At 59.6% G+C, this 19,848-nt stretch carries 17 protein-coding genes; 10 read left to right on the plus strand and 7 right to left on the minus strand.

Annotated elements, in window-relative coordinates:
* Positions 1 to 452, minus strand: a 452-nt coding sequence (locus ABJK70_RS07150; protein ID WP_347257642.1) for an alcohol dehydrogenase catalytic domain-containing protein, incomplete at its 3' end; no start/stop codon positions are given.
* A 37-nt stretch (positions 453 to 489) separates the two neighbouring features.
* A complete protein-coding gene (gene pyrF, locus ABJK70_RS07155; protein WP_347257643.1) occupies positions 490 to 1,224 on the minus strand; it encodes an orotidine-5'-phosphate decarboxylase in 735 nt (244 codons plus the stop codon).
* Between the two features lie 96 nt (positions 1,225 to 1,320).
* On the opposite strand from pyrF, the gene ABJK70_RS07160 reads away from it, so the two are divergent.
* Both ABJK70_RS07160 and ABJK70_RS07165 read left to right on the plus strand, forming a co-directional pair.
* Entirely contained in the window at positions 1,321 to 2,256 is a 936-nt protein-coding gene (locus ABJK70_RS07160; protein ID WP_347257644.1) for an AEC family transporter, read from the plus strand.
* 2 nt (positions 2,257 to 2,258) lie between these two features.
* A complete protein-coding gene (locus ABJK70_RS07165; protein ID WP_347257645.1) occupies positions 2,259 to 3,494 on the plus strand; it encodes a molybdopterin-binding protein in 1,236 nt (411 codons plus the stop codon).
* A gap of 20 nt (positions 3,495 to 3,514) precedes the next feature.
* Here the strand turns inward: ABJK70_RS07165 and ABJK70_RS07170 are convergent, their stop codons facing one another.
* A complete protein-coding gene (locus ABJK70_RS07170) occupies positions 3,515 to 3,967 on the minus strand; it encodes an Rrf2 family transcriptional regulator (protein ID WP_133717683.1) in 453 nt (150 codons plus the stop codon).
* Between the two features lie 262 nt (positions 3,968 to 4,229).
* Between ABJK70_RS07170 and ABJK70_RS07175 the strand changes: the two genes are divergently transcribed.
* The 5 genes from ABJK70_RS07175 to ABJK70_RS07195 all read left to right on the plus strand — a co-directional run bounded on the left by ABJK70_RS07175 (position 4,230) and on the right by ABJK70_RS07195 (position 11,141).
* Positions 4,230 to 5,231: a multicopper oxidase domain-containing protein gene (locus ABJK70_RS07175; protein ID WP_347257646.1), complete on the plus strand. Its 1,002-nt coding sequence runs from the start codon at positions 4,230 to 4,232 to the stop codon at positions 5,229 to 5,231.
* A gap of 38 nt (positions 5,232 to 5,269) precedes the next feature.
* Positions 5,270 to 7,135: a hypothetical protein gene (locus ABJK70_RS07180; protein ID WP_133717684.1), complete on the plus strand. Its 1,866-nt coding sequence runs from the start codon at positions 5,270 to 5,272 to the stop codon at positions 7,133 to 7,135.
* A 226-nt stretch (positions 7,136 to 7,361) separates the two neighbouring features.
* On the plus strand, positions 7,362 to 8,099 hold the full coding sequence (locus tag ABJK70_RS07185; protein ID WP_347257653.1) for a protein-L-isoaspartate(D-aspartate) O-methyltransferase: 738 nt from the start codon (positions 7,362 to 7,364) through the stop codon (positions 8,097 to 8,099).
* Between the two features lie 2 nt (positions 8,100 to 8,101).
* Entirely contained in the window at positions 8,102 to 10,579 is a 2,478-nt protein-coding gene (locus ABJK70_RS07190; RefSeq protein WP_347257647.1) for an SAM-dependent methyltransferase, read from the plus strand.
* A 193-nt stretch (positions 10,580 to 10,772) separates the two neighbouring features.
* On the plus strand, positions 10,773 to 11,141 hold the full coding sequence (locus tag ABJK70_RS07195) for a hypothetical protein (protein WP_347257648.1): 369 nt from the start codon (positions 10,773 to 10,775) through the stop codon (positions 11,139 to 11,141).
* 21 nt (positions 11,142 to 11,162) lie between these two features.
* Here the strand turns inward: ABJK70_RS07195 and ABJK70_RS07200 are convergent, their stop codons facing one another.
* Positions 11,163 to 13,529, minus strand: coding sequence for a PAS domain S-box protein (locus ABJK70_RS07200; protein ID WP_347257649.1), 2,367 nt, complete (start codon positions 13,527 to 13,529; stop codon positions 11,163 to 11,165).
* Positions 13,530 to 13,785: 256 nt separating this feature from the next.
* On the minus strand, positions 13,786 to 14,970 hold the full coding sequence (locus tag ABJK70_RS07205; protein WP_086135191.1) for a pyridoxal phosphate-dependent aminotransferase: 1,185 nt from the start codon (positions 14,968 to 14,970) through the stop codon (positions 13,786 to 13,788).
* A gap of 50 nt (positions 14,971 to 15,020) precedes the next feature.
* On the opposite strand from ABJK70_RS07205, the gene uvrB reads away from it, so the two are divergent.
* Both uvrB and ABJK70_RS07215 read left to right on the plus strand, forming a co-directional pair.
* Entirely contained in the window at positions 15,021 to 17,075 is a 2,055-nt protein-coding gene (gene uvrB, locus ABJK70_RS07210; RefSeq protein WP_077728540.1) for an excinuclease ABC subunit UvrB, read from the plus strand.
* A 116-nt stretch (positions 17,076 to 17,191) separates the two neighbouring features.
* The gene (locus tag ABJK70_RS07215) at positions 17,192 to 17,380 is read left to right on the plus strand and encodes a hypothetical protein (protein ID WP_347257650.1); all 189 of its coding nucleotides are present in this window, start codon (positions 17,192 to 17,194) and stop codon (positions 17,378 to 17,380) included.
* A 24-nt stretch (positions 17,381 to 17,404) separates the two neighbouring features.
* Here the strand turns inward: ABJK70_RS07215 and ABJK70_RS07220 are convergent, their stop codons facing one another.
* Together ABJK70_RS07220 and ABJK70_RS07225 are read right to left on the minus strand one after the other, a co-directional pair.
* Complete coding sequence (locus tag ABJK70_RS07220) at positions 17,405 to 18,043, minus strand: transaldolase family protein (protein WP_133717690.1); 639 nt, start codon at positions 18,041 to 18,043, stop codon at positions 17,405 to 17,407.
* Positions 18,044 to 18,161: 118 nt separating this feature from the next.
* On the minus strand, positions 18,162 to 18,983 hold the full coding sequence (locus tag ABJK70_RS07225; protein ID WP_347257651.1) for an HAD-IIA family hydrolase: 822 nt from the start codon (positions 18,981 to 18,983) through the stop codon (positions 18,162 to 18,164).
* A 119-nt stretch (positions 18,984 to 19,102) separates the two neighbouring features.
* On the opposite strand from ABJK70_RS07225, the gene dhaL reads away from it, so the two are divergent.
* Complete coding sequence (gene dhaL, locus ABJK70_RS07230) at positions 19,103 to 19,741, plus strand: dihydroxyacetone kinase subunit DhaL (protein ID WP_347257652.1); 639 nt, start codon at positions 19,103 to 19,105, stop codon at positions 19,739 to 19,741.
* Positions 19,742 to 19,848: the final 107 nt, after the last annotated feature.

Here is a 19,848-nt window from a genome sequence, read left to right on the forward strand (position 1 = left end):
ATTTGCCGCTGAATTTGCAGCGCCGCGGCGAGTGGTTCGGCAAAGACCGCCGCCTCATCCGGCACGGTGTCCGGCACCCGATGCAGATTCCGCAAAGGCAAGGTGAGATATTCGGCGAATGCGCCGTGCCGATCGCGGATACCGAGCACGGTACGGCGCTCGCAGTGGGTGGGAAGATTTCGCCGGCAGCTCTCGCACTCTCCGCAAGAGACATTGATTTCACCGACTATCCGGCAGCCTATGAGCGTACCATCGGGCGAGTCGGCGACTTCGCCGACGAATTCATGTCCGGGAATGCCGGCGTAAGGATAATAACCCCGCACCAACTCCAAATCGGTGCCGCAGATGCCTGCGAGCCCCACCCGAACCAGCGCCTCGCCTGCGGGCGGGACGGGAATGGAAAGATCGTTACGAATGGAGAGCCGTCTGTCTTCCAGCCAAAGGGCTTGCATAGCGGGACTCGCGAGACGACAAGCCAGAGCTGACGTTTTAACTCGCCACCCTCCTGAACACGTTTTCGATCTGCGCCTGCACCTTTTCCGCCGCCTCGCGCGGATTGTCCGCGTCCCGTATCGGGCGGCCGACGACGATGTAATCGGCGCCGTTCAAGAAGGCTTGCTCGACCGTTACAACCCGCTTCTGGTCGTCCGTCGGACGGTTTTCCACGGGACGAATGCCAGGTGAAATGACCAGCAGCTTTTCGTCGATCTCCCGCCGCAATGCGGGAACCTCAAGGCCCGAAGAAATCACGCCGTCGCAGCCCAAGGCCAAAGCGCGCCGGGCGCGGGAGAGAACCAAGCGCTGCACGTCGCACTCGAAGCCGAGATCCCTGAGATCGCCTTGATCGAGGCTGGTCAATACCGTGACGGCCAGAATCTTGAGATTGCCCTTGGCTTTCGCAGCGGCTTCCATGATCGCATCGTTGCCGTGCACGGTGGCGAATTCGACGCCATGGGCGCTCAGGGCTCTAACTGCCCGCGCAACCGTTTCCGGCACGTCGAAAAACTTGAGGTCGGCGAAGATCTTCTTGCCCCGCTTCTTGAGCCATTCGATCAATTCGAAGTAGTCGCCGGCCATGAACAGTTCCAGCCCGATTTTGTAAAAACTCACCGAATCGCCCAAGGTTTCCACCAGGTCCTTGGCTTCGGCAATGCTCGGCAGGTCCAGAGCCATGATGAGGCGGTCTCGGGAGGGGATAGGTTTCTTCGAAAGGGTGTCGGTCATGGCTGTTCCTCTTTTTCCGGGTCGTTCGACCGCTGTGATCTCGGTGTCGGCACTGCGATTGCTAGAATAACGCCTCCTCGAACCCAGGAGTCGCGAATGGTTTCCGTGCTGATGCAGATGGCCGTATTGATCCTGTGCGGCGCAATGTGGCGCATTATACGGCCTGGCGGGCTGGATGCCGATCAAACTCGCTTGGCGCTGACCGCTGTGGTATTTCATCTTTTGCTGCCGGCGCTGGTGCTTTCCGTGCTGTGGACGGCCGATTTAGGTATCGAGACGCTGAAGATCTCGCTGTTCGGCGCGGGAATCATTCTGTTCGGCATCGCCATCACCTGGCTGGCCGCCCGTCTCATCAAGCTGGCACCGCAACGCTTGGGCGCCGCGATGCTGAGCATCGCTTTCTCGAACGTAACCTACATGGGGCTTCCCGTGCTGGAGCAGACCTTCGGTACGTGGGCACGCACCATCGTCATTCAAATCGATTTGTTCGCATCCATGCCGCTGGTTTTTACCCTCGGCATCCTGATCGCCCGGTACTACGGTACGACGAACTCGGAAAACGGTTCGATGCTCCGCTCTCTCCTGCTCAATCCGCCGCTCTGGGCCGCGGCGGTCGCACTAGGCCTGAATTTCGCGGGCGTGGCGCAACCCGCCTGGATGGAGCGGTTTTTGATGGGCTTGTCTGCGGCCGTCGTGCCTCTCATGCTGATTTCACTGGGACTCGGCCTGCGCTGGAATTCCTGGCACAGCCGTAACCTGCCGCTCGCTTCGCTTGTCGTGGCGTTCAAAATGGGCGCCATGCCGTTGTTCGGTCTGGGATTGGGACTCTCCCTGGGATTCGAGGGCGATACTCTGACAGCACTCGTATTGGAGGCCGCCATGCCGAGCATGCTGCTCGGCGTCGTTTATTGCGACCGCTACCGCCTCGACACCTCGTTCTACGCCCTGGCCGTCTCGCTGACCACGCTCTTCGCCATGGTCTCCCTGCCCTTCTGGCATCATCGGGTGGCCGCCATACATTCCGGACATTGATCATGCAAAGACCTGTCGCAGAAATCTTTTCGCAAGGGGATGAAGTCGTCACCGGCGAAATCACCGATACCAATTCGGCCTGGCTGTCGCGAAAGTTGACTGCACTGGGGTTTGACGTGGCCCGGCATACCGCGGTCGGCGACCGACTGGAAGCGTTGGTCGATCTGCTCCGCGAAATCGCCGGGCGCGCCGATCTTTGCATTTGTACCGGCGGATTGGGACCGACCTGCGACGATCTCACCGCCGAAGCGGTCAGCCAGGCTTTCGGCCCGCCCCTCGAACTGGACGAAGACGCGCTGGCTCAGGTCGAGTCTTATTTCACGAGGCTCGGACGCGCGATGCCGGACGTCAACAGGAAGCAGGCACTCCTCCCGCGCGGCTCGGAGCGTCTCGACAACCTTTGGGGCACCGCTCCCGGCTTCGCTCTCACGGCCGGCCGTTGCCGCTTCGTCTTCATGCCCGGCGTGCCCGGCGAGATGAAGGCGATGTTCCGTCGCTGGATCAAACCGGATCTGCACCGTCGCTTTCGGTTGTGTCCGGCGCGGCTGGTGGTATTGAACACTGTGGGCATGGGCGAATCGAGTCTACAGGAGCGTCTCGATCGAATCGCCTTGCCGCCCGAGGTAAAACTCGGCTTTCGCGCCGGCGGACCGGAAAACCAGGTCAAGCTGCTGTTTCCCGCCGATTTCTCCGAGACCGAGATCAACGACATCGCAAAACGCGCCGCCGACGCAATCGGGGATGCAGTATTTGCTATCGGCGGCTCAGGGGAAGCGGAAAACGACATAGCTTCGGTGGTCGGCCACGAACTCGCCGCGCGCCGGTCGACGCTTTATGTCGCTGAAACTCTGAGCGGAGGCAAGCTGGCCAACCGCTGCGCCGGCGAGCCCTGGTTCCGCGGAGCGGTCGTGATCCCGGATTCGGCCGGCCTGTGCCGATATTTCGGCGTGGAGCCGTCCGACGATCTTGCCCGGGCCGCAGCATGGATTGCCCCGCGTCTACGGGAGCAAGGCGCGGATCATGCGCTTGCTCAAATCGCCTACTACACCCGCGACAAGCTACACGACGAAACCGCAACGATCGAAGTCCATTTCATCCTTGCGGCTCCCGATGGCGTCTGGCGGCAAACTCGGACTATAGGCGGCGGTAGCGCACGTAAACAATCCACCGCCACGGCGCTTAGTTTCGATCTCTTGCGCCGGTACTTCCAGAAAAAACCAGGTCTCCACGGCTTGTAAATCAGCACGAAGCGGCCGTCTCAAGCCCTGCTGACGACTCGTCGCTCGGTCAGCAATCGGTTCAGCACGGCGCGATTCTTAAGAAGATCCGCCAACGTATACCGATTCAGAACTTCCTGAAAGGCCGAGACCGCTTCCTGGAGTACCTTTTTCAGGGTGCAGCCCGGAATGATTCGGCACAAACTGCGTCCGGGATCAAGGCATTCCACAACGTGGAAGTTGCTCTCCATGTGGCGTACGACCTCGCCGATATTGATCTCCTCGGGAGGGCGTCCGAGCTCTATCCCGCCATGCTTTCCGCGCGTGCTCTTGACATAGCCCTTTGCGGACAGCTCCTGAACGACCTTCATCAAATGGTTGTGAGACATATCGAACACGCTGGCGATCTCGGCGATAGTCACCATGCGTTCGGTATGTATGCCGACATACATCAGCACTCTTAAAGCGTAATCGGTGTAACGGGTCAGCTGCATTTAGCACCTCGAATGGACAATTAGAGCCGTTTTACGATACCGATTGGGTTAAGGCAAATGCGGCACAAAAGTTTCGACTCAATAATTTCTTGACTTTTTCGGTCATGCCGTCTTGAAATATAAACATGCATGTGCGATACATTAGAACCGTAATCATGTATTTAATATGCATGATAAACAAGATGCCATAAGAGATGCATCAATTTTTTGGGCCGACGTCAGGTCCGGAAACGGACTGGAACCCTTTATTAGGAGTGTGACTATGAGTCTCTCGTGTATTCTCCGACGAACGTCATCGTTTCTCTCATCACCTTTGCTGTTGGCGATCTTTTTTATCCCGATCGCGCAAGCGGAGTATGTCCCTGCCAAAACCGATTCGGTTTCGGGGAGCACCCATCGCATCACCTTGCGTGCAGCCCCCTTACCGTCCGGGCAATTCGGCTATCAGATGGTGAGCCATAAGATCCAGACTGCTGGTGGCCAAACCGAGGATGTCACTGCGCGGTACAGCGACAAGCCGACCATTCCGGGCCCTGCCATCGTCATGACCGAGGGCGATGTTGCGGAAATCACCCTGGAAAACGGCATCCCCAACACCGATCAGCCCGTCAGCCTGCACGTGCACGGGGTGCATTTCGATATCCGCAGCGACGGCACGATGAAGATGCTCAACGGCGTTGCCGACGAAGCCGCCTTCCCCGGCAAGCCGTACACCTACAAATGGACCGCAGCGCCGGGTACCGCCGGCACCTGGCCGTATCACGACCACACCTTCGGCAATCCCATGCTCGGAGCCGAGGACAAGGGACTGTTCGGCACCCTGATCGTCAATCCGCGTAGCGGAAAGGTGCCGGCACTCATCAACGGCAAGATCGAGGACGTGAATGTCAGCGACATCAAACGGGAGTTCGTCCTGTGGATGCACGAAACGACATTCTGGGGGATGGAAGTCAATAACATCCTCAAGGGCAAACAGGTTCCGCTGTGGACCAATCCCACGGTGGGCGCGCGTCTCGGCGAGAAAGTCCGCTTCCACGTGATCGGGCTGGGAACCGCCTTCCACACCTTCCATTTGCACGGGCACCGTTGGCTCAACCCCGGCACCACCCATGTCGTCGATACGGTCAACATCGGACCGATCAGCCGCGACACGTTCGTCGTCCAAGCCGGCGAAGGCGTCGGCACCGGCGACTGGCACTTCCACTGCCATGTCATCCAGCACATGCAGGCCGGCATGATGGGTGACTTCAAAGTCGTCAAGTAAGCTCTATCAAAATCACATCAAAACAAGAGGTTATGAATATGAATAAGTTTCGCAAACTGACCACCGCCATTGCCGTGAGTCTCGGAACCATGAGCTTGACGCCCATCGTGAGCGCCGAAACAGCCTCGTCCGAAGACGACGTCATTCTCAGCGTTCCGGGCGTCATGCCGGTCGGCGCGCTGGAAATGACCGACGAGCCCGGTCGGTGGTTCAAAGACCCGACGGATGGCGACAGCCTGGTCGTGGTCAAACCCGGCGACGCGGTCTTGATCAAGATGACCGACGTCAACGCCGAACACACGATTACCAGCCTGTTGTGGCAGCCCGGCGCCGCCAAGTTCCCGGTCGACCAGGACAAGCCGTCGAGCGCCAGCGTCACACAAACGTTCGATAAACCCGGCCTGTACGTATTTACCTGCAAGGTCCATCCCTACATGTTTGGCGCCGTCGTAGTGGATGACCCCAATACGGAAGGGCTGGATCTGGGCAGCGAAATCCAGCTCGTCACCGGGGCAAAAGTGCCGACCACCAGCGATATCGCCAAGAAGCTGCTTCGGACCTTCTTCGTTGCCACCACGCCCTCGCTCTGGCGTGACTACTCCAAGCCGAACTGGGACCTAAAGCTGCCGTCCATCCCACTGAATCTGGGCGGAACCGTCATCAGCCTGGATGCGCTGAACGTATCCATGCCGAACAAGTTGTCCAATCCGGCTACGCCCGGTGTCGGCGAGGTCTGGGTGAACGCTCAGTTCGAGACCATCAAGGGCAAGAGCAAGCCGGGTTCCGCCACACAAGTTGACGCAGCGAACTGGACCATCAAGAAAAAGGTCAAGGGCGTCGACATCAATATGAACAATCCCCACAACATGTGGACGGACAGGTCCTACAAGTACATCTATCAAACCGAATGGTTCGATAAGCGCTTGGTCACCTTCGACCGTGAAACCGGACAGATTTACGGCGCTCTGACGGTCGGCCAATCGCCTTCTCATGTCATGTCGCGACCGTCGGATGACAGCCTGACCGTGGCACTCAACGGCGAAGACCGCGTATTGAAGCTGACCGGAGGCAAGCACCCGACGGCTCAGGACAGCGTTAACACTGGCCCGAACTCCGGACCCCATGGCCATCACGTGACCCATGACGGCAAATACGCGCTGACGCCGAATGCCTTGGCGGGCTCGGTATCGATCGTCGATCTGGACAGCGGCCAGGCCTCCACCGTGCCGAACGTCGGCGTGATTCCCATCGCCATCTGGGGCGACGCGACCGACAAGGCCTATGTAGCCAACCTGCTCGGGACACCGCCGCTGCTCAGCACCCTGAGCGTGATCGACATCAAGAGCAAGCAGAAGATCAAGGACATCAATCTCGCTGCGGATTACGATCCGATCAGCGGCAAGACGACCGGCGAGGCTTACGGCCTGCTGCCGATCCAGACCCCGATCAGCCCGGACGGAAAATACGTGGTCACGGCCAATACCCTGAGCGCGACCATTACCATCACCGACACGTCGACTCACAAGGTGCTCAAGAGCCTGCCCTGCGAACCGGGCTGCCATGGCGTCAATTTCGGCATGAAAAAAGGCGGAGGCTACTACGCCTATGTCGCCAGCAAGTTCGCCAACGACCTCATCGTGGTCGACATGGATAAGCTCGAAATCGCCGGCCGCGTGATGCTCGCCGACGTCAAGGATGCCGATATCGTCGGCAACAACGGCATGGGCGGCCAAGGCGTCCTGCCGCTGCCCGTCGCCGATCACGGCTGGATCGAGCAAACCGCCAAACTGGCCGGCTCGGGCCAGCTCAGCGCCGAGGTCGAGTCTTGGCTGGGCGCTCTGACGACCGCTCAACGCGGAATTGAATTATCCGGAAAGATCGTGCAATCAGAGGGCAAGCACTGATCCGGAAACGGTTCCTCTTTTTCCAAAGTTAGGAGCTCTCCGCCCGCTCAAGCGCACTACGGCGCTTGAGCGGGCGTCTTTTCGTTTCGACGACACCCCTTCACACGCTACCCCGAGTCGCGGATTCGGCCGCAGACTCGACTTTATTCCAACTTTCACGGATACCAAGACTCACGAGCCCTCTCTAACGGTATGATCGGGGGATCCGTCAGGAGGAGGTTCAGTGATGCCTTTCACTCGCCGTCTGAGATTCTCGGTCGCGCTGCTGTGCATCGGACTCTTCGGCACAGCGGCTCACGCCGACGAATATGCCGCCAAACGCCAGGCTCTGATCGATGAAATCCAGCGCGAAACCCGCTGGGTCAGCAGCGAAATCGGCAAAACCGAGTTGGATGCCCAAGTCCTGGCCGCCATGGGGAAGGTTCCCCGGCACGAGTTCGTGAGCGAGGATCTGCGCAGTATCGCGTATGCGAACCGGCCTTTGCCCATCGGTTACGGACAAACCATTTCCCAGCCTTTCATCGTGGCGCTGATGACCGATCTGCTGCGCGTCAAACCGGATGAAACGGTGCTCGAAATCGGCACCGGCTCCGGCTATCAGGCGGCCGTCCTGGCGGAATTGGCCGAGCGGGTCTACTCCATCGAGATTGTGCCGGAATTGACCCAAATGGCGACGGAACGTCTGAAACGGCTGGGCTACGCCAAGGTTGAGACCAAGACCGGCGACGGCTATTACGGCTGGCCGGAACACGCGCCTTTCGATGCCATCATCGTCACCGCCGCCCCCACGCAAATTCCGCCGCCGCTGGTGCAACAGCTCAAGCCGGGCGGCCGCATGATCATACCGGTCGGCGGACAATTCCTGCTGCAGTATCTGGTGCTCGTCGAGAAAAGCGAACAGGGCAAGATCTCGACTCGGCAGATCGTGCCGGTGCAATTCGTGCCTTTGACGGGCGCTCATTAGACATGGTCGATTCCGCGATCGAATCTCGCCGCGACGAGGAGCGCGCGCGCCATGAAGCGCCGCCGCGGCTGCTCTTGCTCTCCGTTTCGCTGATTTCGGCTGCGGCGCTGGTCTATGAAATCCTCTTGATGCGGCTTTTTTCCATTATCCAATGGCATCACTTTGCCTACATGATGATCAGCTTGGCGCTGCTCGGCTACGGCGCGAGCGGAACGTTCCTGACGCTCGCACGGGAATATTTGTTGCCCCGTTTCGGTGCCGCATTCGTTCTCAACGCGGCTTTGTTCGGCTTGAGCGCGACATTGTGCTTTCTGGCCGCGCAGCAAGTGCCCTTCAATGCGCTGGAAGTGCTTTGGAGTCCGCGGGAATGGGGGCATCTCGTTCTGATCTACCTTATCCTGACGCCGCCCTTCTTTTTCGCGGCCAACTGCATCGGCCTGACCTTCCAGCGCTACAAAGCGACGATAGGCCGCACCTATGCGGCCGATCTCTCGGGAGCGGGAACAGGCGCTTTGGCGGTCGTTCTTCTGCTGTTCCTGGTGTTTCCGTTGAATGCGCTGGTCCTCGCGAGCGGAGCGGGATTTGCGGCCGCGTCCTTGGCCTGGATTGCGTTGGGAATGCGTCCCCGCGAACTGATCGCGCCTTTAGTTGCGGTGATTGCCGCTCTGTGGCTTCTGGTTCATTGGAGCGGTGCGGAACTCCGGCCGGTGGAATACAAAAGCCTCTCCCAGGCATTGCGCGTGTCCGGAGCGGAGCGAATCGAGGAACGTTCCAGCCCGCTCGGGCTGCTCAGCGTGGTGCGCAGCCCCGAAGTACCGTTCCGCCATGCGCCGGGGCTCAGCCTGAACAGCCCGGTTCCGGTGCCGGAGCAACTGGCGGTGTTTACCGACGGCGAAGGCATGAGCGCCATCAATCGTTGGGATGGAAGCCGAGGCAGCCTCGCTTTTCTCGATTACGTGCCGTCCGCCCTGCCGTATCACCTGTTGCCCCGGAAGCCGGAAGTCCTCGTTTTGGGCGCGGGAGGGGGCAGCGAGGTGCTTCAGGCGATCTATCACGATGCGGAACGCATCGACGCCGTGGAACTCAATCCGCAAATGATCGACCTGGTATCCCGCGATTTTGCCGATTTTGCCGGGCAGGTTTACGGTCAGCCCTCGGTTCGCGTACATGCGGCCGAGGCGAGGAGTTTCGTCGCCGCGTCGGCGGAGCATTACGATTTGATTCAAATCGCCTTGCTGGACGCCTTCAACACCTCGTCGGCGGGTTCGTATGCACTGAACGAAAGCTATCTCTATACGGTTGAGGCCCTGCAAGCCTATTTGGCGCACCTGAGATCCGGAGGTTTTCTGGCCATCACCCGCTGGGTCCGCCTGCCGCCCCGTGACGAGATCAAGCTGTTCGCGACCGCTGCCGATGCCTTGGCGCGTGCCGGCGCGAGCGCGCCGGAACGGCGCTTGATCTGGATCCGCGGCTGGCAGACCAGCACCCTGTTGATCAAGAACGGCGAAATTTCCGATCCGGAGATCGCCGCGCTGCGGCAGTTCTGCGACGAACGCTCATTCGACCTTGCCTACTATCCCGGCATCGAAGCACAGCAAGCCAATCTCCACAACCGGTTGAAAGAACCTTATTTCTTCGAAGCGGCGACGGCCTTGCTGAGTCCCGAACGGGAATCGTTTACAGAGCGCTACAAGTTCGATGTCCGTCCAGCCACCGACGACCGGCCGTATTTCTTTCACTTCTTCAAATGGCCGCTTCTAGCGGAAGCCTTCAAGCTGAAAGGGTCGGGAGGACTTTCGCTGCTCGACATGGGCTATCCGATCCTGCTGGCAACGCTGCTCCAATCAGTGATCATCAGTACCTTGCTGATCCTGGCCCCGCTCGGGGTCTTGATGCATCGGAGCGACGGCGGGCTGAAAAATAGCCGACGATCCCCGGTTTTCGGCTATTTCTTCGCGATCGGCCTGGCATTCATGTTTACGGAAATCGTTTACATACAGAAATTCATTCTTTACCTGGGTCATCCGCTCTATGCCGTGGCGATGGTACTCGCAGGATTTCTGATCTTCGCCGGACTGGGAAGCCGATATGCGGCGAGGATTACGCCCCAACAGGCCGGAATGCATATTTCTCGGGCTACCAAAGCGATTATTGCCGTCTCCGCAGTTTATTTCTTAACGCTACCATCGCTGTTTGATGTATCCATCGCCCTTCCCGCCCCTATCAAAGTGACGGTCGTCCTCGCCCTTATCGCGCCGTTGGCGTTTTTTATGGGCATGCCTTTTCCGCTAGGGCTTTCGCGGCTGGCGGCCGAGGCGGAGCGGCTGATTCCCTGGGCTTTCGGAATCAACGGCTGCGCATCGGTCATCGCCGCCATTCTGGCCACGGTATTGGCCATTCACGTCGGTCAGTTCTGGCTATTGGTCGCCGCCTTGTCGCTTTACGGACTGGCGGGTTTTGCGGGGCCCCATCGGGGTTGAGATCGATGCACCGGCTTTCCGACGTTTCGGCCGGCCCGTGCCACGCTCAGGAACCCAAATGTCTCCGTCACGTCTAAGATTCGGATAGGAATGTATCCGCCGCTTTGCTTCAAGGATGAGAGGCGGTTTTTTTCATTGAATTCATGTTTTGCCGATACGAAGCCCAAGCTTCGCAAGGACGCGAGGTTCTGTCATGAAGTATCTGCTTGTCATCGTAATGTTATTGCTGGCCGGGTGCGCCCCGATATTACGCGAGGAACCCTTGACCAGCCGGATCTATCCCCCAACGGCCGAGATCGATATTCTGGATTCCTGGCCCGAACACAGGGCGTTCATCGAAATCGCGGAGATTACGGCCCGTGCCGACCGGGAGGCCGTAGGCGCAATCGTCGATCGAGCCAAAGCGGCCGGTGCCGATGCCGTCCTCTTCGGACCGCCCTACCATTACGGCGATGTGGTCATATTGTTTGCCGGCGGCAACATCGGCGGACATCAGGCGGGAGGGATCAACACGGTTCCCATGACGCGAATCCAGGCTCGGCTGATCAAATATCTGCCATGACCGATGTCGTCCACGATCCGATCACTGGCAACTCGAAGTCTTGAACTGTGACCCGGTATCCGGCTTCCTCAGCCGATGCTCGGCAATCACGCGGGTGATGTCCTCCAGCCTCACCGGCTTGATGAAGTGGTGGTCGAAACCGGCCGTGAGGCAGCGGTAACGGTCCTGATCCTGGCCGTAGCCACTGATGGCGATCAACAGGGCCTGCCGGATCTGAGGCATGGCGCGCAACTTCTGCGCCACTTCGCAGCCGTCCATCACGGGCAGCCCGATATCCAGCAAGACCACATCCGGGGCGAATCTCTGCGCAATCGCGAGAGCTGTAGGGCCATCCGGCGCCCGCTCGACCTCGCATCCTTCCAACTCGAGCAGCAAAGACAATCCCTCGACGGCATCCGCATTGTCGTCAACCACCAGCACGCGCAGCGCAGCGCGTTTCTCCGCATCGGTATCGTCCTCTGGCTTGGCTGTCGACTGCTCCGCCGGCTTATCGCATAGCAACGGCAACCGGACGATAAATTCGGAACCCTTGCCGATACCCTCGCTCTTTGCCTCGACACTGCCGCCGTGCAAATCGACCAATTGTTTCACAAGGCTGAGCCCGATGCCCAACCCACCTTTCGCACGATCCAAAGAACGGTCGGCTTGGGCGAAAAGGTCAAAAATGCGGGGCAACACCTCCGGACTGATCCCGACACCTGCATCCCGCACCCGGATGACGGCCTGTCCGTTCTCCGTTGCCGCCGTCAGCCAAATCTGTCTGTTCGGCTCGGAATATTTGGCGGCATTGTTGAGCAAATTCGATACGACTTGCGCGATTCGGATCTGGTCGCCTTCGATCCAGACCGGCTCGGAAGGCAGGGATAGGCTGATGCTGTGGCCGTGAGCCTGAATCAGCGGCCGGCTCGTTTCCATGGCGTGGTTGACGATGGTGGCCAGTTCCAGCGGCTGCTTGTTCAAGGTGACCTTTCCGCGGCTGATGCGGGACACGTCCAACAAATCGTCGACCAGCCGGGTGAGATGCTTCGTCTGCCGCTCGATGACATCTCTGGCCCAAGCGTACTGCGGTCCGTCGCCGCTGGTTCGATGCAGGATCTGTACGGCGCTCATGATCGGCGCCAGCGGGTTGCGCATTTCGTGCGCCAGCGTGGCCAAGAATTCATCCTTTTGCCGGTCGGCGGCAGTCAACTCTTCGGTCTTACGGATCAGCTCATCCTGTAGCTTTTTCATTTCGGTAATGTCGAGATTCATGCCCGCCCAGGCCGTCACCTTGCCTTCGGCGTTCCGGATCGGGACGCCGCGACTCAAAATGTGTCGGTAAGAGCCTTCCGCGCTCCGGATACGATATTCGTAATCCCAGAAGCAGCCGGTTTTGACGCAGTACCTCCAATGATCCAGGATGGGCTGCAGGTCCTCCGGATGCACACGCGAGGTCCAACCGACGTGTATGCACTCGTCCAGCGTCATCCCGGTCATTTTCAAGAACGAATCGCTCAAGTAGCGGATATCGCCGTTCGGCTCGCAGATCCAGGCTCCGAAAGGGATCGACTCGCCGATCGCACGATAGAGCGCCTCCGATTCGGCGAGAGCAGCCTCCGCGCGGCGGCTTTCAGTGACATCTCGAAAAATCAGAATCACGCCCAATAACCGGCCATCCATGCCTCGTATGGGCGCAGCGCTGTCGCTGATCGGAATTTTCCGTCCGTCTCTCGCAATCAGCACCGTATGATTCGCGAGACCGACGACGGCGCCGGTTCTCAGTACCTTTTCGACGGGGTTTTCGATCGGATTGAGCGTCTCCTCGTTAACGACGCGAAACACGTTCTCCAGCGGCTGGCCGCGCGCTTCATCCTGAATCCATCCGGTCAGCGATTCCGCAGTCGGATTGAACAGTTCTATACGACCCCCGGTATCGGTGACGACGGCCGCATCGCCGATGCTGGTCAAGGTCACGACAAAACGATCGCGCTCGACGCGGAGCTGTTCTTCGGCCTGCTGGCGTCTGAAAATCTCGTCCTCCAATCGCTGTCGCGCCTGCAACTCGCGCCGCACGAGCCCGGTGCGCCATAAATGGACCAGTAGGACGATGGCAAGTCCCATTACGACAAAAGCGCCTAGCGGAATCCATTCGTCAGCCCCCTCGCCCCTCGGCGAACCAACCGGAGTTATCGCGAGATAAGTACCCAGCACGGCGCCCGATAACGTGGCCAGCAGCCCTGGGCCGAATCCGCCGTAAAGAGCGCCTATCAGCACCGGCAGCAGAAAGGGCATCACTATGGGCGCGCCTTGATACGATGGGCGCAGGAGCAATATGGCCAGCGCTACGGCAACCGCTGCGCCGAACGATAGGGCATACGCCGATACGGACGAGAGCTTGGAGTGAACCATGACGAGAATCCTGTCTCCATCAAATGGCGAGATTCCGGTTAGCGGATATCGCACCCGGGCAGCGGCCATGCCGGGCAATCCGCATCGTCGGCCCGATGTTAACACGGTTCGGCCGGCGAATCGCTCGCATCACTCATCGCCCGCCAGTGAACCCCGGATAGTCGGCTAAGCCGCCTATCCGCCGAGTTCAAGAAAATGAACGTTTAGCGCCTTGGAAACAGCATCCTTGCCGCGGCCAAGGCACGAAAGCCAAGATTTAAGTCAAACCGCTCTTCAGCCGCTCCATGGCCTTCTGAAGATTGGCCATGCTGGTGGCGATGGAGAGGCGCACATGACCCGGAGCGCCGAAAGCGGAGCCCGGAACCACGGCGACGCCGCCGTGCTCGATGAGATGCTCCGATAGGCCCAAGTCGTCGGAAATTCCCGGCATGCGGTCGATCACGCCCTGCACATTGGGAAGGACATAGAAGGTCCCGTCGGTTTCGAGACAGGATACGCCGGGAATGCTGTTCAACTCGCTCACCACGTAATCGTGCCGTTCCTTGAAGGCCTTGACCATCTCGCCGATAAAGGACTGATCGCCGGTCAAAGCGATTTCTGCGGCCACCTGAGAGATGGACGTGGGGTTGGATGTGCTTTGCGACTGGATATTGGTCATCGCCTCGATCAGCTTCGCGGGTCCCGCCGCATAGCCGATACGCCAGCCGGTCATGGAATAGGCTTTGGATACGCCGTTCAAGACCACGGTGCGGTCGTACAGCTCCGGGCAGACATTGAGAATATTGCAGAAGCTGCCGGCCTTCCAGACGATGTGCTCGTACATGTCGTCGGTGGCGACAACCACGTCCGGATAGTCTTTCAACACCTCGCCGAGGGCTTTGAGCTCGATGTCACTGTACGCCATGCCGGTCGGGTTGGACGGGCTGTTGATGACGAACAGCCGGGTTTTCGGTGTCAGCGCCGCCTTGAGCTGGGCGGGCGTGATTTTGAACTTCTGCGACTGCGGCGCGTCGATAATGACGGGGACGGCGCCTGCCAAAAGCACCATGTCCGGGTAGGACACCCAGTACGGCGCCGGAATGATGACTTCGTCGCCCGGATTCAACAGCGCTTGCGCCAGGTTGTAAAAGCTCTGCTTGCCGCCGCAGGATACCAACACTTGCTTGACGTCGTAGTCGAACCCGTTTTCCCGCTTGAACTTTGCGACCACCGCCTTCTTGAGGCCGGGCGTACCGTCGACCGCCGTATATTTGGTGAAACCGTCCTGAATGGCCTTGATGGCAGCCTGTTTGATATGCTCGGGGGTATCGAAATCCGGCTCGCCGGCTCCGAGGCCCACGATGTCTTTGCCGGCGGCGCGCATGGCGGCCGCTCTCGCGGTCACGGCCAAGGTAGGTGAGGGTTTGATCGACTGTACGCGGTCGGAAAGTTTAATGTTCATTGTGTCGAGTTAAAGATTGGTCAAATAGGTCAGGCTTTATGCCGCAAAAAATGATACTCGATGAAACCTTGCCCCTGAATCCCACCAGGGGAAAAAGTTTCGATCTTCATAGCCAATTCAAGCCGTCCGGCGATCAACCGGAAGCGATCCGGCAACTGATCGAAGGTCTCGGCGACGGCTTGTTACACCAGACTCTCTTGGGCGTCACCGGTTCCGGAAAAACCTTCACCGTCGCCAATGTCATTCAGGCCGTGCAGCGCCCGACGCTGATCCTGGCGCCGAACAAGACGCTGGCCGCCCAGCTTTACGGGGAAATGAAGGAATTTTTCCCGGAAAACTCCGTGGAATACTTCGTTTCCTATTACGACTACTATCAGCCAGAAGCGTACGTCCCGGCTTCCGATACCTATATCCAGAAGGACGCCTCGCTCAACGAGCATATCGAGCAGATGCGCCTGTCGGCCACCAAGGCGCTGATCGAGCGGCGCGACACGATCATCGTGGCGACCGTGTCCTCAATCTACGGCTTGGGCGAGCCGGCCTCCTATTTCAGCATGGTGCTGCATCTGGTGCGCGGGGACATGATCGATCAGCGGACGATCCTGCGCCGCCTGGCCGAATTGCAATACACCCGCAACGAAACCGAGCTGCGCCGCGCCACCTACCGGGTGCGGGGCGATGTGATCGACGTGTTTCCGGCGGAATCCGAAAAGGAAGCGCTGCGCATCGAGTTGTTCGACGACGAGATCGAACGGCTATCGCTGTTCGATCCACTGACAGGAGAGATCATCTCCCGCATCGCCCGCTACACGGTCTATCCCAAGACCCATTACGTCACGCCGCGGGAAAAAATCATGGAAGCCGTGGACCAGATCAAGGCCGATCTCAAGGTACGGCTGGAGGAGCTGCGCTCGCTCAACAAGCTGGTCGAAGCCCAGCGGCTGGAGCAGCGCACGCTGTTCGATCTCGAAATCATGCTGGAAGTCGGCTATTGCTCGGGCATCGAGAACTATTCGCGCTATCTCTCCGGCCGCGCGCCGGGCGAACCCCCGCCCACCCTGTTCGATTACCTGCCGGCCGATGCCTTGCTGGTGATCGACGAGAGCCACGTCACCATTCCGCAGCTCGGCGCCATGTACCGGGGCGACCGCTCGCGCAAGGAAACGCTGGTGGAGTACGGTTTCCGCCTACCCTCCGCCCTGGATAACCGGCCGCTCAAGTTCGAGGAGTTCGAGGCCCGTTCGCCGCAGCGCATCTACATTTCGGCGACGCCGGGACCGTACGAACTCAAGCATTCCGGAGCCGTCATCGAGCAGGTGGTGCGGCCTACCGGCCTGGTGGACCCCGAGGTTGAAATACGCCCTGCCCTGAGCCAGGTGGAAGACCTGCTTTCGGAAATTCGCGAGCGCATCGCCCGCAGCGAACGGGTGCTGGTCACCACGCTGACCAAGCGCATGGCGGAAGATTTGACCGAATATCTGTTCGAGCACGACATCGCCGTGCGTTACCTCCATTCCGACGTCGAAACCGTGGAGCGCGTCGAGATCATCCGCGACCTCCGGCTCGGTCGGTTCGACGTGCTCGTGGGCATCAATCTGCTGCGGGAAGGTCTGGACATCCCCGAAGTCTCGCTGGTCGCCATCCTCGACGCCGACAAGGAAGGTTTCCTGCGGTCTACCGTTTCGCTCATTCAGACCATCGGCCGCGCCGCCCGCAACCTTCGCGGGAAGGCAATCCTCTATGCGGACACGGTCACCGGCTCGATCCAGCGGGCGATCGAAGAAACCGAACGCCGCCGTGCCAAGCAGATCGACTACAACAAGCGAACGGGCCTCACCCCGACCGGTATCTCGAAGCGCGTGACGGACATCCTGGAAGTCCCGATACCGGGCGCTTTACAAACGGGTTCCGGGAAAAAGAAGCTGGCCAAAGTGGCCGAGAAAGGCGCCGACTACCACGCGGTAAAACCGGCGGAAGCCGCCAAGCTGATCAAGCAGCTCGAAGAAAAGATGTACACCCACGCCCGCGAACTCGAATTCGAGGAAGCGGCACGATTGCGCGACGAAATTCGGCGGATTCAGGCGGAAGTGTTTTCCGGGGCATAGGCGTACGCTCAAAAGCCGCTCAAAGACAGTAAGAAAGAAACGCGTTTCGGGTTATTCGATCCAAATCATAGTTTCCGGCATTATCTTTCGTCTCAGCACTCTGGTTGCTGATTTCCATGGTCAAATCGAGCATCTCGATCGAGCTATATTGGACTCTGGATGGATACCGTGTCGTGGTCTGGTCGAGCGGAAAGGTCGCTTACGCCAGGACCTATGCCTTACGCCAGGTCGCACTGAAGGCTTGCAAACGGCTGGCGAAATCGCTGACTGCTCCGCCGGAGGACCGGGACCGCCGCCCCGAGTAATCGAATATCGGAAAGCCGGCGACCTCAAGCATTGCGAACCGCACGTCCGAATTCCTCGATGGCTTGATCGGACAAGGGATGATCCCCCATTTCCAGTAACAGGGGCAAAGGAATGGTGACGTGATGAGCGCCCGCGACCACAGCCTGCACCACTTCGCTCGCGGATTTCAGACTCGCGACCAGAATCGTGGTCGGCGTGTCGCAGGCATCGACCACCTCACGCATCTCCGAAACCAGCGCCGCGCCGTCGCCTTGAAGACGCGTGCTGCGGTTCACATAGGCGATCGAATACGCCACGCCCGCCTCGCAGGTGAGATACGTCTGCGCGGCACTGTAGCTGGCAGTCATGCCGACCTTGACGCCTTCTTTGGCGAACTTCGCGGCCAGCACCAGATTTTCGGTGGTCATCCCGATCTTCAGCGCCACGTTGGACCTCAAGGCCAGGAAACGCCGCGCTTCGGCCTCGCGTTCGGACACGGTCGGCGCGGTCAGCTGATAGAAAACCGGACCGGGGCAAATGTCGGCCAATTCGGCGATCACATCCTCCGGCTTGCGGTCGACTTTCGCCATCAAGGTCGGATTGGTCGTTATCCCGGCAACAAAGCCGAGCGTCATCGCCTGGCGTGCGTCGGCGGGGAAGGCTGAATCCAGAAACAGGGACATCGTGTTCTCCTCATAAGGTTAAATCTATCGGCAAAGGATTGCCTTCCTACGGCTGGGCCGTTGTAGGTCGGGAATCCTTTCCCGACGTAGGGTTCGTCGGCAAAGGATTGCCGACCTACTACAGCCATCGGCCTGTGCTGATTGTTTTTTTATTGAATCGCGCCATAACTTCACGGATGTCTTCCATCACCCAGGTCGGCGCATAATCGAGGTCGGCCAGGTGCGCCCGCGTGGAAATGCCCGAAAGCACCAAAATGCTCCGAATGCCTGCGCGCACGGCACCGAGGATGTCGGTGTCCAGGCGATCGCCCAAGGCAACGGTTTCTTCGGGCGGCACCTGCAAGCGCTCCATCGCCAGTTGATACATGATCGGCTCAGGCTTGCCGATGATGGTGGGTTCGATACCCGTGGCGGCTTGCAAGGCCGCCAAGACCGCGCCGTTGCCGTGGGTCATGCCATGCTCGGTCGGAAGAGAAGTGTCGGGATTGGTGCCGATAAACTTCGCTCCGGCGCGAAGGTTCAGGGTGGCGGTGGCCAGCTTGTCCCACGACAGGGTTCGGTCCAGGCCGCAGACCACGTAATCGGCATCCTTTTCGTAGAGTTCCGCCAGGCGGAAGCCGTTTTCGAGCAAAGCCCGGCACACGCCGTCCTCGCCGATGGGGAACACCTTGGCACCGGCCGGCGCGTGCTGCTTGAGATACAGCGCGGCGGCGAGGCCGGAACCGATCACCTGCTCCCGGTCGACGCCAACGCCCATGCGGGCGAGCTTGGCGACGTACTGCTCCGGCGTGTTGCTGGCGTTGTTTGTGGCCAATACGAAACGGATGTCACGGGCCCGCAGGGTCTCGAAAAACTCCACCAGTCCGGGCATCGGGCGATCGCCCTCCCAGAGCACGCCGTCCATATCGATGATCAGGGCGCGAATGTCGTTGAGTGTCATGGGATAGATTGTCGATTATGGATTGCCGATCGAAGCGCGCCTAAATTACCCTTTGATGGCCGGCTCGTCGAGACTCGGCCGCATTTTTGAACCCGTCACCAACTGCGAAGAGTAGTCCCATGTCAGCAAGCACCACTCAAATCAAGGCCTACATCCAGGCTGCCGATGCCGTCATCCGCGAACACGCCGAGGAAGTCACCGAACTCGACCAGGCGATCGGCGACGGCGATCATGTCGCGAACCTGCAGCGGGGTCTGGCCGCATTGGACGCGTTGGCGGAAGAGCTCGGGCGCATGGACTGGTCCGCCGCCTTCCAGAAAATCGGCATGAGCCTCATGAGCAGCGTGGGCGGGGCTTCCGGTTCGCTCTACGGCACGTTCTTTCTATCCATGAGCAAGGCCATGCGGGACAAGGACATGAACCTACCCAATCTGGCCGAAGCCTTCAGCCAGGGCGTCGAATCGGTCAAGCAACGGGGCAAGGCCGATTTGGGCGAAAAAACCATGCTCGACGTCTTGATACCAGTGGCGAACGCTTTGCGACAGGCAGCGCGAGAGTCTTGGGAATTGACGCAAGCTTTGGAAACGGTCAACCGCGTAGCCGAGGCGGGCTGCGAATCGACCCGCGACATGATCGCCACCAAGGGACGAGCCTCGTTCCTCGGCGAACGCGCCCGCGGCCATATCGATGCGGGGGCGAGGACCAGTCAGTTGATGATTGGGGCGATCGGGGACGTGGTGGCGAAGAGCTCACAGTAGACCCCTCCGCGGCTTGTTAGGTATCCCGGGAACCTTCTTACAGCTTATAGCCACTTGATTTCTACCTCTGCCCCCAGGGATTCGAGCACGTGCCGGATTCCCTCAAC

The sequence above is a fragment of the Methylocaldum sp. genome, assembly GCF_039794385.1.
GTDB lineage: Bacteria > Pseudomonadota > Gammaproteobacteria > Methylococcales > Methylococcaceae > Methylocaldum.

Bases quoted from the DNA above. Each gene is read 5' to 3' on its own strand.
- pyrF (WP_347257643.1), bottom strand. From the start codon at position 1,224: ATGACCGACACCCTTTCGAAGAAACCTATCCCCTCCCGAGACCGCCTC.
- ABJK70_RS07160 (WP_347257644.1), top strand. From the start codon at position 1,321: ATGGTTTCCGTGCTGATGCAGATGGCCGTATTGATCCTGTGCGGCGCA.
- ABJK70_RS07165 (WP_347257645.1), top strand. From the start codon at position 2,259: ATGCAAAGACCTGTCGCAGAAATCTTTTCGCAAGGGGATGAAGTCGTC.
- ABJK70_RS07170 (WP_133717683.1), bottom strand. From the start codon at position 3,967: ATGCAGCTGACCCGTTACACCGATTACGCTTTAAGAGTGCTGATGTAT.
- ABJK70_RS07175 (WP_347257646.1), top strand. From the start codon at position 4,230: ATGAGTCTCTCGTGTATTCTCCGACGAACGTCATCGTTTCTCTCATCA.
- ABJK70_RS07180 (WP_133717684.1), top strand. From the start codon at position 5,270: ATGAATAAGTTTCGCAAACTGACCACCGCCATTGCCGTGAGTCTCGGA.
- ABJK70_RS07185 (WP_347257653.1), top strand. From the start codon at position 7,362: ATGCCTTTCACTCGCCGTCTGAGATTCTCGGTCGCGCTGCTGTGCATC.
- ABJK70_RS07190 (WP_347257647.1), top strand. From the start codon at position 8,102: ATGGTCGATTCCGCGATCGAATCTCGCCGCGACGAGGAGCGCGCGCGC.
- ABJK70_RS07195 (WP_347257648.1), top strand. From the start codon at position 10,773: ATGAAGTATCTGCTTGTCATCGTAATGTTATTGCTGGCCGGGTGCGCC.
- ABJK70_RS07200 (WP_347257649.1), bottom strand. From the start codon at position 13,529: ATGGTTCACTCCAAGCTCTCGTCCGTATCGGCGTATGCCCTATCGTTC.
- ABJK70_RS07205 (WP_086135191.1), bottom strand. From the start codon at position 14,970: ATGAACATTAAACTTTCCGACCGCGTACAGTCGATCAAACCCTCACCT.
- uvrB (WP_077728540.1), top strand. From the start codon at position 15,021: ATGATACTCGATGAAACCTTGCCCCTGAATCCCACCAGGGGAAAAAGT.
- ABJK70_RS07215 (WP_347257650.1), top strand. From the start codon at position 17,192: ATGGTCAAATCGAGCATCTCGATCGAGCTATATTGGACTCTGGATGGA.
- ABJK70_RS07220 (WP_133717690.1), bottom strand. From the start codon at position 18,043: ATGTCCCTGTTTCTGGATTCAGCCTTCCCCGCCGACGCACGCCAGGCG.
- ABJK70_RS07225 (WP_347257651.1), bottom strand. From the start codon at position 18,983: ATGACACTCAACGACATTCGCGCCCTGATCATCGATATGGACGGCGTG.
- dhaL (WP_347257652.1), top strand. From the start codon at position 19,103: ATGTCAGCAAGCACCACTCAAATCAAGGCCTACATCCAGGCTGCCGAT.